This window comes from Micromonospora peucetia (assembly GCF_900091625.1).
GTDB lineage: Bacteria > Actinomycetota > Actinomycetes > Mycobacteriales > Micromonosporaceae > Micromonospora > Micromonospora peucetia.
The window spans coordinates 5,113,377-5,129,151 of record NZ_FMIC01000002.1 but is presented as its reverse complement, the minus strand read 5'-3'; the positions used below and the strand labels follow the sequence as shown (position 1 = coordinate 5,129,151).

The 15,775-nt window shown below is 73.7% G+C and carries 13 protein-coding genes, 1 pseudogene and 1 riboswitch; of the genes and pseudogenes, 8 read left to right on the top strand and 6 right to left on the bottom strand.

Going from position 1 to position 15,775, the window contains the following annotated elements; genetic code table 11:
• Positions 1-101 precede the first annotated feature (101 nt).
• The 5 genes from GA0070608_RS23225 to GA0070608_RS23205 all read left to right on the top strand — a co-directional run bounded on the left by GA0070608_RS23225 (position 102) and on the right by GA0070608_RS23205 (position 4,751).
• Complete coding sequence (locus GA0070608_RS23225; RefSeq protein WP_091630619.1) at positions 102-818, top strand: alpha/beta hydrolase; 717 nt, start codon at positions 102-104, stop codon at positions 816-818.
• A gap of 95 nt (positions 819-913) precedes the next feature.
• On the top strand, positions 914-1,645 hold the full coding sequence (locus GA0070608_RS23220; protein ID WP_091630618.1) for a histidine phosphatase family protein: 732 nt from the start codon (positions 914-916) through the stop codon (positions 1,643-1,645).
• Positions 1,629-2,498 carry an NAD(P)H-hydrate dehydratase gene (locus tag GA0070608_RS23215; protein WP_091630617.1) on the top strand — a complete coding sequence of 290 codons (870 nt, stop codon included), beginning with the start codon at positions 1,629-1,631 and terminating at the stop codon, positions 2,496-2,498. The genes GA0070608_RS23220 and GA0070608_RS23215 overlap by 17 nt, the downstream gene beginning before the upstream one ends.
• A gap of 148 nt (positions 2,499-2,646) precedes the next feature.
• Positions 2,647-4,134 carry a S8 family peptidase gene (locus GA0070608_RS23210; protein ID WP_091630616.1) on the top strand — a complete coding sequence of 496 codons (1,488 nt, stop codon included), beginning with the start codon at positions 2,647-2,649 and terminating at the stop codon, positions 4,132-4,134.
• A 116-nt stretch (positions 4,135-4,250) separates the two neighbouring features.
• Complete coding sequence (locus tag GA0070608_RS23205) at positions 4,251-4,751, top strand: hemerythrin domain-containing protein (RefSeq protein ID WP_091630615.1); 501 nt, start codon at positions 4,251-4,253, stop codon at positions 4,749-4,751.
• Between the two features lie 42 nt (positions 4,752-4,793).
• Here the strand turns inward: GA0070608_RS23205 and GA0070608_RS23200 are convergent, their stop codons facing one another.
• Positions 4,794-5,645 carry a metallophosphoesterase family protein gene (locus GA0070608_RS23200; RefSeq protein WP_091630614.1) on the bottom strand — a complete coding sequence of 284 codons (852 nt, stop codon included), beginning with the start codon at positions 5,643-5,645 and terminating at the stop codon, positions 4,794-4,796.
• 100 nt (positions 5,646-5,745) lie between these two features.
• Positions 5,746-5,835: riboswitch (ZMP/ZTP riboswitch) on the top strand.
• Between the two features lie 17 nt (positions 5,836-5,852).
• Between GA0070608_RS23200 and GA0070608_RS23195 the strand changes: the two genes are divergently transcribed.
• Entirely contained in the window at positions 5,853-7,292 is a 1,440-nt protein-coding gene (locus tag GA0070608_RS23195; protein WP_091630613.1) for a glycine hydroxymethyltransferase, read from the top strand.
• A gap of 120 nt (positions 7,293-7,412) precedes the next feature.
• Here the strand turns inward: GA0070608_RS23195 and GA0070608_RS23190 are convergent, their stop codons facing one another.
• The 5 genes and pseudogenes from GA0070608_RS23190 to GA0070608_RS23170 form a co-directional block, all read right to left on the bottom strand.
• The gene (locus GA0070608_RS23190) at positions 7,413-7,673 is read right to left on the bottom strand and encodes a hypothetical protein (RefSeq protein WP_091630612.1); all 261 of its coding nucleotides are present in this window, start codon (positions 7,671-7,673) and stop codon (positions 7,413-7,415) included.
• A gap of 66 nt (positions 7,674-7,739) precedes the next feature.
• Positions 7,740-9,110 (bottom strand): aminotransferase-like domain-containing protein, encoded by a 1,371-nt coding sequence (locus GA0070608_RS23185; protein WP_091630611.1) that lies wholly within the window; start codon positions 9,108-9,110, stop codon positions 7,740-7,742.
• Between the two features lie 3 nt (positions 9,111-9,113).
• Positions 9,114-10,238 (bottom strand): alpha-hydroxy acid oxidase, encoded by a 1,125-nt coding sequence (locus tag GA0070608_RS23180; protein WP_091630610.1) that lies wholly within the window; start codon positions 10,236-10,238, stop codon positions 9,114-9,116.
• A 79-nt stretch (positions 10,239-10,317) separates the two neighbouring features.
• Positions 10,318-11,250: pseudogene (locus GA0070608_RS23175) on the bottom strand (alpha/beta hydrolase); the annotation flags it as partial.
• An 88-nt stretch (positions 11,251-11,338) separates the two neighbouring features.
• A complete protein-coding gene (locus GA0070608_RS23170; RefSeq protein ID WP_176733995.1) occupies positions 11,339-12,613 on the bottom strand; it encodes an SGNH/GDSL hydrolase family protein in 1,275 nt (424 codons plus the stop codon).
• 308 nt (positions 12,614-12,921) lie between these two features.
• Here GA0070608_RS23170 and GA0070608_RS23165 point away from each other — a divergent pair, with 308 nt between their 5' ends.
• Both GA0070608_RS23165 and GA0070608_RS23160 read left to right on the top strand, forming a co-directional pair.
• The gene (locus GA0070608_RS23165) at positions 12,922-14,535 is read left to right on the top strand and encodes a class I adenylate-forming enzyme family protein (RefSeq protein ID WP_091630607.1); all 1,614 of its coding nucleotides are present in this window, start codon (positions 12,922-12,924) and stop codon (positions 14,533-14,535) included.
• Positions 14,532-15,767, top strand: coding sequence for an MFS transporter (locus GA0070608_RS23160; RefSeq protein ID WP_091630606.1), 1,236 nt, complete (start codon positions 14,532-14,534; stop codon positions 15,765-15,767). Before GA0070608_RS23165 ends, GA0070608_RS23160 begins: the two co-directional genes overlap by 4 nt.
• Positions 15,768-15,775: the final 8 nt, after the last annotated feature.

Below are 15,775 nucleotides of genomic sequence, written 5' to 3'. Positions count from 1 at the left end.
ACCCCACCTGGGCGCCGCGACCGTCGACGCCACCCCACCTGGGTGCCGCGACCGACCGTCCGGCCATCGGCCACTCAGAGCGACCTGGAGGATCACCAGCGATGGCGACGTACGTGTTGATTCCCCCCGCGGGCAGCGGGCCCTGGTACTGGCACCTGCTGACGGAGCAGCTACGCGACCGGGGGCACGACGTGGTGGCGGTCGACCTGCCGTGCGACGACGGCTCGGCGGGGCTGGCGGAATACACCGACGCCGCCGTCCGCGCCATCGAGGGCCGCACCGACCTGGTCGTGGTGGCCCAGTCGTTCGGCGCGTTCACCGGCCCGCTGGTGTGTGACCGGGTCCATGCGGATCTGCTCGTGTTGCTGACCCCGATGGTGCCCTCCCCCGGTGAGTCGCCGGGCGAGTGGTGGGGCGGCACCGGCTACGCAGCGGCCAGGCAGATCCAGGCGGAACGCGAGGGCTGGACGCCGGAGCAGGACGGGGACCCGAACGTCGTCTTCTTCCACGAGCTGCCGGCGCAGTTGATCGAGGAGGCCACGGCGAACGCCCGGGACCAGTCGGGGACGCCGTTCGAGAAGCCGTGGCCGCTCGCCGCCTGGCCGGACGTACCGACCCGGGCGCTGCTCTGCCGGGGTGACCGCTTCTTCCCGATCGACTTCCTGCGGAAGCTGGTGTCCGACCGGTTGGGCCTCACGGCGGACGAGATGGACGGCGGACACCCGGTGGCCCTGAGCCGGCCGCGCGAGCTGGCCGACCGGCTGGAGGAGATCCGGCGGGAGGTCTGCGAGGTCACCCGGCCCGCGCAGCGGGGCTGAGCGGGCCACCCGGCCCCCGCAGCGAAGGGCTGAGCGACCCCCGGCGGCGGGGGCGCGCGGTTACCCGGGGCGGGCTTGCGGGTAGGGATTGCCGCATGGCGGAACTGGCGACGCTCTGGATCGTCCGGCACGGCGAGAGCACGGCGAACGTGGCGGCCACGGCGGCCGAGGCGTCCGGCGTCGAGCTGATCGACCTGCCCCTGCGGGACGCCGACGTGCCGTTGAGCCCGACCGGGGAGGAGCAGGCCAGGGCCACCGGGCGGTGGCTGGCCGGGCTGCCGGAGGCCCGCCGGCCGGACGTGGCGGTGGTGTCGCCGTACCTGCGGGCGGTGCGGACCGCCGAGCTGGCCCTCGCCGGCACCGGGATCCCGTTGACCCGCGACGAGCGGCTGCGCGACCGGGAGCTGGGCATCCTGGACGGAATGACTGGGCAGGGGGTGCGCCGCCGGCATCCGCAGGAGGCGGCCCGCCGGGACCGGCTCGGCAAGTTCTACTACCGGCCGCCGGGCGGGGAGTCCTGGACCGACGTGGCGCTGCGACTGCGTGCCCTTCTCGGCGACCTGCGCCGCGACCACGAGGGCCGGCGCGTGCTGCTGTTCGGCCACGACGCCCTGGTCTTCCTGACCCGCTACCTGGTGGAGGGGCTCGCCGAGGCAGAGCTGATGGCGCTGACCCGCGAGCACGTCATCGCCAACTGCTCGATCACCGGCTGGTCCGCCGGTACCGCCGGCCGGCTGACTCCGGACGTGTTCAACGACATCGGTCACCTGCGGGAGCAGGGCGCCCGACCGACCAGGGAGGACGAGGTCCATGCCGAACCGGTCTGACACCCGGGTGATCACCCCCGGGCTGCTGCGGGACTGGGCGCTGCCCGTGCCGACCGGCGGCAAGGAGGCCCGGGGCACGGTCCTGGTGGTCGGCGGCTCGCGGTTCACCCCCGGCGCGGTGCTGCTCGCCGGCGTTGCCGCGCTGCGGGCCGGGGCCGGCGTGCTCCAGCTCGCCGCCGCCGAGTCCACCGCCGCCGCGTTGAGCATCCAGGTGCCCGAGGCGCTGGTGGTGGGGCTGCCCGAGACCGCCGACGGCGCGATCGCCGGGCAGCCCGGCGAGCTGCTGGGTGACCTGGTGGCGGAGGCGGACGTGGTGGCCGTGGGCCCCGGTCTGAAGGACATCGACGAGACCGGCCGCCTGCTGCGCCTGGTGCTCGACGCGGCCGGCCCGGAGACGGCGCTGGTGCTGGACGCGTACGCCCTGGGGGCCCTCAGCCACGCCCCGGACCTGCTGGTCGGGTCCGGGCGGCCGGTGGTGCTCACTCCCAACCTCACCGAGGCCCGGCACCTGCTCGGCCGGGACCCGGGCGACGACCTGGACGCCGAGGCGGTCGAGCTGGCCGGCCGGTACGACGCGGTGGTCTCGCTCTACGGCCACATCGCCACCCCCGACGGCCAAAGCTGGCGGGAGGAGAGCGGCGACGCGGGCCTGGGCACCTCCGGCAGCGGGGACGTGCGCGCCGGGCTGCTGGCCGGGCTGCTGTCGCGGGGTGCGGAGCCGGCGCAGGCCGCGTGTTGGGCGGCGTTCGCCCACGCGGTGAGCGGTCAGCGGCTGGTCCCCCGGTTCGGTCGGATCGGGTTCCTCGCCCGGGAGCTGCTCGACGAGATCCCCCACACGCTGGCGACCGTCTGACGCCTCCCGGTCCGGCCCGCGAGACGCGTGTAACGCGACGCGCCTCGGCGACGCTGGTGCCTGCGGAGGCGTGCATCCCGCGCGCCTCCCGCCGGTCGCTCCCTGCCAGGGGGCGTACCCCGGCTGGAAACAGCCCCTGGGAGTCTGTGTGAAGAACCTCCGTCGCAAGACACTGGCTGCCGCGTCCGCCGTGACGCTCGGCGTCGGCCTCGCCGTCGCCGGCGGGGTGGCCCCGGCGGCGTCGGCCGCCGGCCCGGACACCACGTTCCTGGTGCTCGCCCCGCAGGGCGGCAAGACCGACAAGGCGGCTGCCCGCGTGGCCGCCGCCCAGGGCACCGTGGTGGCCAGCTACCACCAGATCGGCGTGCTCGTCGTCCGGTCGACCAACCCCGACTTCGTCACGGACGTGGCGGGCGCGGGAGTCGACTCGGTGGCGTCCACCGCCGGCCTGGGCACCGCCCTCGACGAGGGCGAGACCCTGGAGGTCTCCGCGGCCGAGGCGGCCAACACGACCGCCGACCCGACCAAGGAGCCCCTCTTCAGTCAGCAGTGGGACATGCCGATGATCGACGTCCCGCAGGCCCACGCCGTCAACGCCGGCCGTGCCGACGTGGTGGTGGGCGTGCTGGACAGCGGCATCTCCTCCAGCCACCCCGATCTGGCCAGCCAGATCGCCAAGAACAAGAGCACGTCCTGCATCGGCGGGGTCTCCGACACCACCGAGTCCGCGTGGAACCCGACCACCTCCGACCACGGCACCCACGTGGCCGGCACCATCGCCGCCGCCGTCAACGGCGTCGGGGTGACCGGTGTCGCTCCGGGCGTCAAGGTGGCCGCCGTGAAGGTGGTCAACGACGACGGCTACATCTTCCCGGAGGCCGCGGTCTGCGGGTTCATGTGGGCCGCCGAGCAGGGCATGCGGGTGACCAACAACAGCTACTACATCGACCCGTGGGAGCTCAACTGCCGCAACGACGCACGTCAGCGTCCGGTGTGGAAGGCGATCCAGCGGGCGCTGCGTTACTCGCAGAGCAAGGGCGTGCTGCAGGTGGCGTCCGCGGGTAACTCGAACTGGGACCTCGCCCACAAGAACACCGACACGGGCAGCCCCAACAACGGGACGCCCGAGGAGCGCGAGAACCTCACCAACTCGTGCCTCGTCCTGCCTGGCGAGGCGCCGGGCGTGGTGACGGTGTCGGCGGTCGGCCCGACCGGGGAGAAGAGCTACTACTCCTCGTACGGCCAGGGCGTGGTCGACGTTACGGCGCCGGGTGGCGACACCCGCTTCCGTACCCGGGGTGTCAGCTCGACCCTCACCGACGGCATCCTGTCCACCACCTACAACACCACCACGAAGACCAACGGCTGGGGCTACAAGCAGGGCACCTCGATGTCCTCGCCGCACGTCGCCGGCGTGGCCGCCCTGGCCGTCTCGGCGCACCCGGGCATGACGTCCGGTCAGCTGTCGGCCTTCCTGGGCAACACCGCCGAGGCGCTTCCCTGCCCCGGCGGCGTCTACAACCCGGTGCCGCTGATCGCGGCCGGCCCGAACGCATACGACGCGACCTGCTCCGGCGGCAAGCGCAACGGCTTCTACGGCGCCGGCATGGTCAACGCGTACAACGTGGTGCGGTAACAGCAAACGGCACGACCCGTGGTGGGGCCCGGCGGTGATCCGCCGGGCCCCACCCGTTTTCGCTGCTCACACCGGGGGTACGGGAGGAGGCGTCAGACGAGCCGAGGAGGTCAACGGTGTCCACCGATGCCATCGTCCTGTTGAAAGAGGACCACAAGGAGATGCGCCGCCTGTTCAAGGCGTTCCAGGATGCCGAGGAGGGTCCGGCGGCCCGCCGGCAGAAGCTGGTGGACGAGATCCTGGAAGCCCTCACGGTGCACACCTACCTGGAGAACGAGGTGATGTACCCCGAGGTCCGCAAGCTCCTGCCCGACCTCGAGGACGACATCCTCGAGTCGTACGAGGAGCATCACGTCGCCGACGTGCTCTGCGCCGAACTGTTCGCCATGAAGGCTGCCGACGAGCGCTTCAACGCCAAGACCACGGTGCTGATCGAGAACGTCCTGCACCACGTCGAGGAGGAGGAGCAGGAGTGGTTTCCCAAGGTGCGCGAGGCACTCGGCCGTAAGCAGCTCCAGGAGATCGGCGAGCGGATGATCGCGCTGCGCGCGGACGCGCCGCGCAAGCCGACCGACCCGAAGGCGATCAAGAAGTCGCTGGACGCCGTGACGGCCTGAGCGGACGGCGACGTACGGGTCCCGGTGCGCCGGGGCCCGTCGTCATGCCCGGGGCGCGGGCAGGATCCGCCGCAGCGCCGGGGGCTTGGCCCGGGGCTGCCACTCCCGGGGGTAGCCCACCGAGACCTCCTCGAACCGCACCCCGTCGTGCCAGGTGGTGCGGGGGATGTGCAGGTGGCCGTAGACCACCGCGGCGGCGTCGAAGCGCAGGTGCCAGTCGGCGGTGGACTCGGTGCCGCACCACTGGGCGAAGATCGGGTAGTGCAGCACCCGGGTCGGCTCGCGCAGCAGCGGCCAGTGGTTGACCAGCACCGTCGGCATTCCCGGTTCCCGCTCGGCGAGCCGCCGCGCGGTCTCGGCGACCCGGGCGGCGGACCACGCCGACCGGCTCGGGTACGGGTCGGGGTGCAGCAGGAACTCGTCGGTGCACACGACCCCCACCCGGTACGCCTCGGCCAGCGCCGCCTCGGGGGTGTCGAACCCGTCCGGGCGCCAGCTGTAGTCGTAGAGCAGGAACAGCGGCGCCACCAGCACCGGGCCACCCGCCCCCCGCCACACCGGGTACGGGTCCTCCGGGGTCAGCACGCCCAGCCGCCGGCAGGCGTCGACCAGATACGCGTAGCGCGCGGCCCCGCGCAGCTTCACCGGGTCTGCCGGCGGGGTCCACAACTCGTGGTTGCCCGGCGCCCAGATCACCCGCGCGAAACGGCGGCTGAGCAGACCGAGGGTCCACTCGACGTCGGCCACGGTGTCGCCCACGTCCCCGGCGACCAGCAGCCAGTCCTGCGGCGACCCGGGGCGCAGCCCCTGCACCACCTCCCGGTTGTCGCGGTGACCGACGTGCAGGTCACTGATGGCGAGCAGGCTGCCGCCCTCGCCGTGCTCCCCCGCCATGCCGCTGATCCTAGGCAGTGGCGTGCCGGCCCGCGAGGCCGCACCGGTCCCGCCGCCCGGCGAGGTGGCCGGGGACCGCCGGGGGCGACCCGGTAGGATCGGCACGGGCCGTGACTGGCGCGTAGGGATGGAGAACCATCGGGAAGCGGTCCCGTCATGAGGACGCATGCCGAGCGCCTGGGCCTTCCGCACGTCACTGGAGGTCGCATGTCGTCGCTGAACGCCGAATCCACCGCATTCCGCAGCGCCCTCGAGGTGATCCGCGCCGTCGAGCCGCGGGTGGCCGACGCCATCGGCGCCGAGCTCGCCGACCAGCGCGAGTCGCTCAAGCTCATCGCCAGCGAGAACTACGCCTCCCCCGCCACCCTGCTCACCATGGGCAACTGGTTCAGCGACAAGTACGCCGAGGGCACCGTCGGCCGGCGCTTCTACGCGGGCTGCCAGAACGTCGACACCGTCGAGGCGCTCGCCGCAGAGCACGCCCGGGAGCTGTTCGGCGCCGCTCACGCGTACGTGCAGCCGCACTCCGGCATCGACGCCAACCTGGTCGCGTTCTGGGCGATCCTGGCCGACCGGGTGGAGTCGCCCGCGCTGAAGAAGGCCCAGGTGCGCCAGGTCAACGACCTCACCGAGGCGGACTGGTTCGCCCTGCGGCGGGAGCTGGGCAACCAGCGGATGCTCGGCATGTCGCTGGACGCGGGCGGCCACCTCACCCACGGGTTCCGGCCGAACATCTCCGGCAAGATGTTCGACCAGCGCAGCTACGGCACCGACCCGGTCACCGGCCTCGTCGACTACGACCGGGTCGCCGAGGCGGCCCGCGAGTTCAAGCCGCTGATCCTGGTCGCCGGCTACTCGGCGTACCCGCGGAAGGTCAACTTCCGGATCATGCGGGAGATCGCCGACTCCGTCGGCGCCACCTTCATGGTCGACATGGCGCACTTCGCCGGCCTGGTCGCCGGCCGGGTCTTCACCGGCGACTTCGACCCGGTGCCGCACGCGCACATCGTCACCACCACCACGCACAAGTCGCTGCGCGGCCCGCGCGGCGGCATGGTGCTCTGCCAGCCCGAGCTGGCCGACCAGGTCGACCGGGGCTGCCCGATGGTGCTCGGCGGCCCGCTGCCGCACGTGATGGCGGCGAAGGCCGTCGCCCTCGCCGAGGCCCGGCGCCCCGACTTCGCCGACTACGCCCAGCGGATCGTCGACAACGCGCAGGCCCTCGCCGAGGGGCTGCTGCGCCGGGGCGGCAAGCTGGTCACCGGCGGCACCGACAACCACCTGGTGCTGATCGACGTCTCCGGCTACGGGCTGACCGGCCGGCAGGCCGAGCAGGCACTGCTCGACTCGGGCATCGTCACCAACCGCAACTCGGTTCCGCAGGACCCGAACGGCGCCTGGTACACCTCCGGCATCCGGGTCGGCACCCCGGCGCTGACCAGCCGGGGGCTGGGCGTCGCGCAGATGGACGAGACGGCCGAGCTGATCCACACCGTGCTCAGCCAGACCAGGCCGGGCGCGAACCCGGACGGCACGCCGTCCAAGGCAAAGTACGTCCTCGATCCGGCTGTCGCGGACCGGGTCGGCAAGCAGGCCAGCGACCTGCTGACCGGCTTCCCGCTCTACCCGGGCATCGACCTGGGCTGAGCCCACGCACCGTGAAGCCCCCGGCCGGGCTGGACCCGCCCCGGCCGCCGACGCCCCCGCCCCGCCCGCCGGAGCGGGGGCGTCGGCGTCACGCCCGGCGGGGTCGTCCCGGCCGGGGTCTCAGGCGACGGGCCGCTTCAGGTGGTAGCGGTGCACCTCGGTGCTGCCCTGGACGTTGTTCACGTCCTCGGCGGCGGAGACCAGTTCCCAGCCCTCCCGGCCGGCCCGGTTGAGGTGCGCGATCGCCGTGTCGCCGTACGCGGTGATGTCCCGGCGCGACCCGTCCGGGCCGTACCAGGTGAAGCTGACATGGAAGTTGCGACCCTGCCCCTGATAGCGGCGGACCAGCAACGCGTATTCCCAGGCGACCATGGCGTCCATTATGAGTGTCCACGGAGGACGATGGAACACGGCAGTCGCGCATTGCCGTGTGGTGAACGCGGTGTGTCATCCCACGTCGGCGGTCGCCGCCCGTCGGGCCGTCTCGTCGGCGACCAGGGCGGCCAGCCGGTCCAGCCCGAGGTCGATCTGTTCCGGGGTGACGGCACTGACCGACAGCCGCAGCGCGTCGACCGGGGCGCCGTCGTCGTAGAAGTGCGCCATCGGCGTCCAGAGCAGGCCGTACTCGCGGGCGGAGCGGTGCAGCAGCGCGTCGTCGACGGCGAACGGCACGGTGACCACGACGAAGAACCCGCCGGCCGGGACGTTCCACCGCACCGGCGAGGTGTCCGCCGGGAACCGCCGGGCCAGGCCGTCGACCAGGTGGCGCAGGTTGCGGCCGTACGCGGCCCGCTCCCGGACGGTGGCCGCCACGAGGCTGCACCCGTGCTCCAGCAGCGCGCCGCCGACCACGGCCTGGGCGATCGCCGAGGTGTTCACCGTGACCATGCTCTTGATCTTGGCAAGCTGGTCGGCGAGCAGGCCCACCGTACCTTCCGCCAAGGCGACCCGCTGGTCGGCGACCAGGTAGCCCACGCGGGCACCGGGCAGCACCGTCTTGGCGAACGAGCCCAGGTAGACCACCCGCCGCGCGGTGTCCAGCGCCTTGAGCGTGGGCGGCCGGCCGGCGTCTCCGGCGGGAAAGAGGCCGTACGGGTTGTCCTCCAGCAGCAGCAGGTCCTCCTCAACGGCCAGGTCGAGCAGCCGCTGCCGGTCGGCCAGGCCGATGCTGGTCCCGGACGGGTTCGCGAAGTCCGGCATCACGTAGCAGGCACGTGGACGCAGCCCTGCCGCCCGGGCCCGACGCACCTGCTCGCGCAGGTCGGCCAGGTCGATCCCGGTCGGGCCACCCGCCACCGGCCGCACCGGCAGGTCCAGCAGCCGGGCGGCGCCGGTCAGCCCGACGTACGTCGGGGCCACGGCGAGCAACAGGTCGCGCGGGTCGGCCCGCAGCGCCCGCAGCACCAGGAACATCGCCTCCTGGCAGCCGACCGTCACCACGATCGCCTCCGGGTCGACCGTGATGCCCTCGTCGACGGCAAGGTTGCGGGCGACGAGATGATGCACGATGCCCTTGGTGCGGCCGTACTGGAACAGGGTCCGGTGCACCTGCGCGGGGCTCTGGCCGAGGTCGTCGGCCAGGTGCCGGCGGAACGTCTCCAGGTGCCGGGGCAGCGCCGCGACGTCGAAGAACTCCTCGTACGGCCGGCCGGCCGCCAGCGACACCGCGTCGGGGTAGTGCTGGGCCACCTCGTTGAGGAAGTTCATCGAGTTCAGCGCCGGGTCGTCGACCGCCGGGTGCAGGTCGGCGACGCGCAGGTCCACCGGGTCGGCCACCGCAAAGCCCTCCGTCAGCACGCGCGGGTCCGGGTCGGACACCGCTCAGCCCTCCGTCAGCACGCGCAACTCCCGGGCGGCCTCCGGGTCGGCGCAGCCGGCCAGCGCCAGGGCGTCGCGGAACTCGCCGGCCAGCAGCGCCAGCGCCGCCTGCGCGCCGGCCCGGCCGCCGGCGGCGAGCGCCCACAGCATGGGCCGGCCGACCAGCACCCCCCGCGCGCCGAGGGCGAGCGCGCGCAGCACGTCGACGCCGTCGCGCACGCCGCTGTCCAGCAGCACCTCGCACCGGTCGGCCACCGCCGTCACCACCTCCGGCAACATGGTGGCGGTGGCCGGTGCGCCGTCGAGTTGCCGGCCACCGTGGTTGGAGACCACCACGGCGTCCGCGCCGGCGGCCACCGCCAACTCCGCGTCACGCGGGTCGAGAACGCCCTTCACCACCAGCGGCAGGGCGGTACGGCCACGCAGCCACTCCAGGTCGGCCCAGGTCAGCGCGGGCGCGAAGACCTCGCCGGTGTGCGCGGCGATGGCGGACACGCCCGGGGTGGCGGTGTGCGCGAGGTCGTCCCGACCGGCCGGCAGGTTGGCCGCCACCACGTGCGGCGGGATGGCGAACGCGTTGCGCACGTCGCGCAGCCGGGGGCCGAGGATCGGCACGTCCACGGTGACCGTCAGCGCCGTGCAGCCCGCCGCGTGCGCCCGGTCCAGCAGGTCGGCGACCAGGCCCCGGTCGCGCAGCCAGTAGAGCTGGAACCAGACCGTCGCGCCCGTCTCGGCGATCTGCTCGATCGGCACGCTGCTCAGGGTGCTGGCCAGGTACGGCACGCCGGCCGCGCCCGCGGCGGCGGCCAGCGCCAACTCCCCGTCGGGGTGCACCAGCCGCTGGTACGCCATCGGCGCCACGGCCACCGGCATGGCGTACGACGTGCCGAGCAGCCGCGCCTCGGTGCGGGGGGTGGGCACGCCGCGCAGCACCCGGGGCAGCACGGCCACCCGGTCCAGCGCGCGGCGGTTGGCGGCGAGCGTCGTCTCGGCACCGCTGCCACCGTCGATGTAGTCCCACACGTCGGGTGGGAGTACCGCCCGGGCCGGCTCGGCGAAGTCGGCCAGGCTGGCCGGCGACGGCTGTGCCACCGGCAGCTCCGACGTCGGCAGCACGCCCTCAACCATCACCAGTCTCCCTTCCCACCGACGCCGCCCCGGTGGCGGTCGCCTCGCTGCCAGTAGCCCCGGTGGCCGTAGCTCCGGTCGCCGTCGCCCCGAACCGCTCGCGCAGGAACGCGGCGGCCTGGTCCTGGGCACGGCGGCCGTCATCGAACGCGCCGGGCATGGCGAAGAAGCCGTGGATCATGCCGGCGTACCGGGTGCGGGTGGTGGGCACCCCGGCGTCGCGCAGCCGCCGCGCGTACCGCTCCCCCTCGGCGCACAGCGGGTCGTGCTCGGCGGTGATCACCAGCGCCGGGGGCAGGCCGGTCAGGTCCTCGGCGCGCAGCGGCGACGCCAGCGGGTGCCACGCGTCGGCGGGGCCGGCGAGGTAGTGGCCCCGGTACCAGGCGACCGAGCGGCGGTTGAACAGCAGCGGGTCCGCACCGTCGCCGTCGGGTTCGGCGCTCTGGTCGGTGTTCGGGTACACCAGCAGTTGGGCGGCGAGCCGGGGCCCGCCGCGCTCCCGGGCCAGCAGGGTGACGGCGGCGGCGAGGTTGCCGCCTGCGCTGTCCCCGCCGACAGCCACCCGCTCCGGGTCGACGCCGAACTCCTCCGGGTTGTCGACGATCCACCGGGTGGCCGCGTGGCAGTCGTGCACGGCCGCCGGGAAGGGGTGCTCCGGGGCCAGCCGGTAGCCGACGGTGACCACCTGGCAGGGCACCGCGTTGGCCAGCCGCCGGCAGATGCCGTCGGCGGTGTCGATGCTGCCCAGCGTCCAGCCACCGCCGAAGAAGTAGACCAGGGTGGGCAGCGGTCCCTGCCCCGCCGGCCGGTGGATCCGCACCGGCAGGTCGCCCGCCGGGCCGGGCACGCGCGTGTCGCGTACCTCGTGCACCGGCTCGACCGCGCCGCCGCCGGCGCGGATCGCGGCGAGGTCGGCGGCGCGGGCCTCGGCCAGGGTCTGGGTGTACAGCGGCGGGGTGCCGGCCGCCTCACGGGCGGCCCGGTACGCCGCCACCTGGGGATGAACGCTCACGCGGACCCTCCTCGGGTGTGGACCTCCAGCTTGTCGACGCCACGCAGGAGGCGCGGGCGGCGGGGATCGCCCGCCGCCCGCACCGGTGTCACAGGCCGAGCAGTCGCAACGGTACGGCGTTCGCCAGCGCCTGGTTACCCGCGTCGTTCGGGTGGATGTGGTCCCCCGAGTCGTACGCGGGCAGCAGCCGACTCGGCCGCGCCGGATCGCGCAGCACCCGGTCGAAGTCGAGCAGCCCGTCGAACTCGTCGCTGCCACGTAGCCACGCGTTCACCGCCTGGCGGGTGGCCTCCTTCTCGGGCGTCCACACGCCCGGGTTGCCGTGCCCCTCGTACGGGGCGAGCGTCGACACCAGGCTGCGCAGCCCGCGCGCCTTCACCTGCTGGTTGACCTGCCGCAGCGAGGCGATGATCTGCTCGGCGGAGTCGCCCGACATCCAGATGTCGTTGATGCCGAGGTGGGTGATCACGGTCCGGGCGTCGGTCTGCGCGAAGACGTCCTCGTCGAGCCGGGCCAGGGCGTTGGGGCCCAGCTCGTGGTAGCCGGGGAAGCCGCCCGCGCCGGGCTCGGTGCCCTCGTGGTTGAGCCGGTTGCCGGCGAGACTGAGGTTGAGCACGCCCGGGGTGCGTACGTCCGGGCGGGCGTCGATGAGCCGGTCGGCGAGCAGGTCGGGCCAGCGCCGGTTGGTGTTGACGGTGCTGCCGTTGCCGTCGGCGATGGAGTCACCGAAGACCACCACCGAGCCTGGGCTGTGCCGGCGCTGCACGTCGATGCCGGACAGGAAGAACCAGCAGCAGTCCGGCCGGATCGTGAACCCGGCGCCGCCGGCGGCGGAGGTCAGGTCGGTGGCGCCGATGAAGTTGGTCTGCCGGGACTGGCCGTGGAAGGTCACCGGCCCGGTGGGGGTCGGGAAGTGCACCGTCAGCACCAGGTCCTGCTGGTCGCCGACGGGCAGCGCGACGGGGTCGCTGACCAGTTCGGCGCCCCGGTTCATGGTGGCCGACGTGGCGCCGCCGAAGGTCAGCTCCCGCAGGGTCGAGACGTCGATGTCGGACAGGTCGGCGGGGGTCGCGGTGTTCGGCTTCGCGACGGTGGCGCGGCCGACCCGGACGGCCTGCTCGCCGTAGGAGTTGCTCAGGCGTACCCGGAACTGCGGTCCGCCCACGGTGGTGTGCACGACCATCCGTACGCTCTGGTTGTTGAGGCCGTTGTTGGTCAGGCCGGTCGCGTTGCCCCTGGTGACCGCGGCGGCCCAACTGCCCGCCCAGACCGCGCGCTGGCGGGCCGACTCGGCGTCCGACGGGCCGGCGCTGGCCACCATCGCCGGGGTGCCGGCGATGAGCAGGGTGGCTGCGGATGCGATGACATGCCATCTCTTCGGGGTCGACATTGAACCTCCATCGTTGGCAGCCCAGGGCCGTCCGCTGACGGCAGCGCCTGGACGATGGTCCAGAAACCTAGCCGTCCCGTTTCGCGACCGTCAATCAACCTGATCGACGTGATCAAATGTCCTCCGGTCCGGCCCGAGCGCCGTTCAGGCTCTGTCCGGTGACAGTCGGTGGTGCCTACGCTCACAGACGGCGGCGGTGCGGTCGTCGGGGTGTCCGCCCGCCGAGCCGTCCCCCGGGCTGCCTGCGGACGGCCACTTCTGCGCCGATGGAGGGCTGTCGGATGACCGACCGACCGGAGCCACGGTCCGGCTACGTGCACCGCGCGCTGGAGCTGTTCGCCGGCTTCGGCGACCGGGAGGCGCTGGTCGAAGGCGGATGCCGGCTCAGCTACACCGACGTCGCCGCGCGGGTGCGCGGGCTCGCCGCGGTCCTGTCCGGGCACGGCGTACGGCCGGGGCACGCGGTGCTGCTCGCGCTCGGCAACCCGGTGGAGGGGCCGCTGGTGCAGCTCGCCCTGCACCTGCTGGGCTGCCGGACGATGTGGATCGCCCCGGTCACCTCGCGCCGGGAGGTGGACGAGTTCGTCCGGCTGGCCCGCCCCGACGCGTTCGTCTACGACGCACGGGACCCGGCCAGCCTGGGCCCGGAGCTGGCCGCCGGGCTGCCCGGCGTGCCCGTGTTCTGCCTCGGCCCGGGCGGTGTGGGAGCGGACCTCGTCGCCGAGACAAAGCGTGCCACGGCGGACGGCCGCGCCGACGGGTTCGAGCCGCCGGCCGAGGTGCCGGTGCCGGAGTCATTCCTACAGACCAGCGGCACCACCGGCACGCCGAAGCTGGTGCACCACCGGGAGAGCTTCTACGCGCAGATCCTCGCCCTGGCCGCCGGCTTCCGGGCCGCCGGGCATCCGCCGCTGCGGCACCTGTCGCACTCGCCGATGTGGCTGGCCAGCGGTCAGATCACCACGCTGTTCAACCTCTTCACCGGCGGGGTGCTGTTCCCGCACGACGGCTGGGACCCGGCGCGGTTCATCGACACCGTCGGGCGGGAGCGGATCAACTCGACGTTCGTCACCCCGCCGATGCTCTACGAACTGCTCGACCACCCTGCCCTGGACGGCGCGGACTTCTCCACCATGTTCATGTTCAACGTGGGCGCCGGGCCCGTCGCGCCCGCCCGGCTGCGCCAGGCGATCACCCGCTTCGGCCCGGTGCTGCGCCTCGTGTACGGCCTCAGCGAGGCGGTCGTGGTCACCGCCCTGCCGGGGCTGACCGACGACCCGGAGCACCCGCAGCGGCTACGCTCCTGCGGCCGACCCTACGGCGACGTGCGCATCGAGATCCGCGCCGAGGACGGCACGGTGCTGCCGCCCGGCGAGAACGGCGAGGTGTGGGTGCACACCGACCTGCGCTTCGCCGGCTACCACGGCCAGCCCGAACTGACCGCCGAGACGCTGGTCGACGGCTGGGTCCGGACCCGCGACGTCGGGCACCTCGACGCCGACGGCTACCTCTACCTCGTCGACCGGTTGCAGGACCGGATCCTCACCCGGCGGCGCAGCTGGCCGATCCACTCCCGCCCGATCGAGGACGTCCTGGCCGGGCACCCGCAGGTCCGGGCGGCAGCGGTGATCGGCGTGCCGGACGAGGCGGCCGGCGAACTGCCGTACGCCTTCGTGGTGCCGGTGCCCGGCGCGACGGTGACCGCCGGAGAGCTGATCGACCTGGTGACCGCCGAGCTGAGCGACACCTGGGCGCCGGGCGGGGTGGAGTTCGTCGACCGGCTGCCGCTCAACCGCTCCGCCAAGGTGGACAAACGCGCGCTGCGGGCCCGGTATGCCGCGGACCATCCGAGCGCGGTCGAGCACCCGGAGGCGTCGATCGGCAGCCTGGCGTGACTCCCCGGCGGGAACTGACCGTCCTGGTCGCCGCCGACCTGATCTCCAACCTGGGCAGCCGGATCTCGGTGGTGGCCATCCCCTGGCTGGTGCTGGAGACCACCGGCAGCCCGGCGAAGATGGGCGTGGTGGCCGCCGCCGAGACGCTGCCCTACCTGCTCTCCAGCGCCCTGGGCACGCCCTGGGCGGACCGGATCGGGCTGCGCCGCACCTCGATCCTGGCCGACGCCGGCAGCGCCGCTCTGATGGTGGCGGTGGCCCTCACCCCGTGGCTCGGCTTTCCGGCGCTGGTCGCCCTGGTCGCCGTGGTCGGCGCGCTGCGGGGCGTCGGCGACCGGGTCAAGAACGTGATGTTCCGCCCGGCCGCCGAGGCCGCCGGGGTGCGGCTGATCCGGCTCACCTCCGTGTACGACGGGCTGGGCCGACTGGTCACCCTGCTCGGCGCGGGGCTGGGCGGGCTGCTCATCTGGTGGTTCGGGGTGACGCAGGCACTCCTCATCGACGCCGCCAGCTTCGCCGTCTGCGCCCTGCTGGTCGGGCTGCTGGTCCGCCCGCCGGCACCCCCGGCCACGCCGGCACAGCCGGAGGGATACCTGCGGGCGCTCGCGGGCGGGTTCCGTCACCTGGGCCGCGACCGGATGCTGCTGACCATGCTGCTGGTGATCTCGGCGCTGAACATGGCGGTCAACGCGAGCGTCGCGGTCTACATCCCGCTCTGGGTGGCCGACGTGCTGCGCAGCCCCGCCGGGCTGGGCCTGCTGCTCGGGGCGTTCTCGGCCGGCGCGCTGCTGGGCAATCTGCTGTTCACTGCCTTCGGCCCCCGGCTGCCCCGGTACCTCACCTTCGTGGTCGGCGCGGCGGTCGGTGGCGCCCCGCGGCTGTTGGTCCTGGCGCTGAGCGAGGAACTGGCGGTGGTGCTGGCGGTGACGTTCGCGTCCGGCATCGGCATCGCTGCGGTGAACCCGCTGCTGGGGGTCGCGATCTACGAGCGGGTGCCGGCCGAACTGCAGACCCGGGTGATCGGGCTGGCCGGGTCGCTGGCGTTCGCGGGCCTGCCGCTGGGCGCGCTGCTGGGCGGCTGGTCGGTGACGGCGCTCGGCCTCGGCACCGCCCTGCTGGCCATGACGGCATTCTGCCTCGTCGTCACCCTGCTGCCGTTGCTGCCCGCCCTGCGCCCCCGGCCCGCCCCGGCGCCGGCCGAGCGGAAACCGCGTGTCGTAGGTCGGGCGTAGGGTCCGGG

Excerpts from the sequence above, each read along its gene's own strand:
- GA0070608_RS23225 (WP_091630619.1), top strand. The coding sequence starts at position 102 with ATGGCGACGTACGTGTTGATTCCCCCCGCGGGCAGCGGGCCCTGGTAC.
- GA0070608_RS23220 (WP_091630618.1), top strand. The coding sequence starts at position 914 with ATGGCGGAACTGGCGACGCTCTGGATCGTCCGGCACGGCGAGAGCACG.
- GA0070608_RS23215 (WP_091630617.1), top strand. The coding sequence starts at position 1,629 with ATGCCGAACCGGTCTGACACCCGGGTGATCACCCCCGGGCTGCTGCGG.
- GA0070608_RS23200 (WP_091630614.1), bottom strand. The coding sequence starts at position 5,645 with ATGGCGGGGGAGCACGGCGAGGGCGGCAGCCTGCTCGCCATCAGTGAC.
- GA0070608_RS23195 (WP_091630613.1), top strand. The coding sequence starts at position 5,853 with ATGTCGTCGCTGAACGCCGAATCCACCGCATTCCGCAGCGCCCTCGAG.
- GA0070608_RS23190 (WP_091630612.1), bottom strand. The coding sequence starts at position 7,673 with ATGGACGCCATGGTCGCCTGGGAATACGCGTTGCTGGTCCGCCGCTAT.
- GA0070608_RS23180 (WP_091630610.1), bottom strand. The coding sequence starts at position 10,238 with ATGGTTGAGGGCGTGCTGCCGACGTCGGAGCTGCCGGTGGCACAGCCG.
- GA0070608_RS23165 (WP_091630607.1), top strand. The coding sequence starts at position 12,922 with ATGACCGACCGACCGGAGCCACGGTCCGGCTACGTGCACCGCGCGCTG.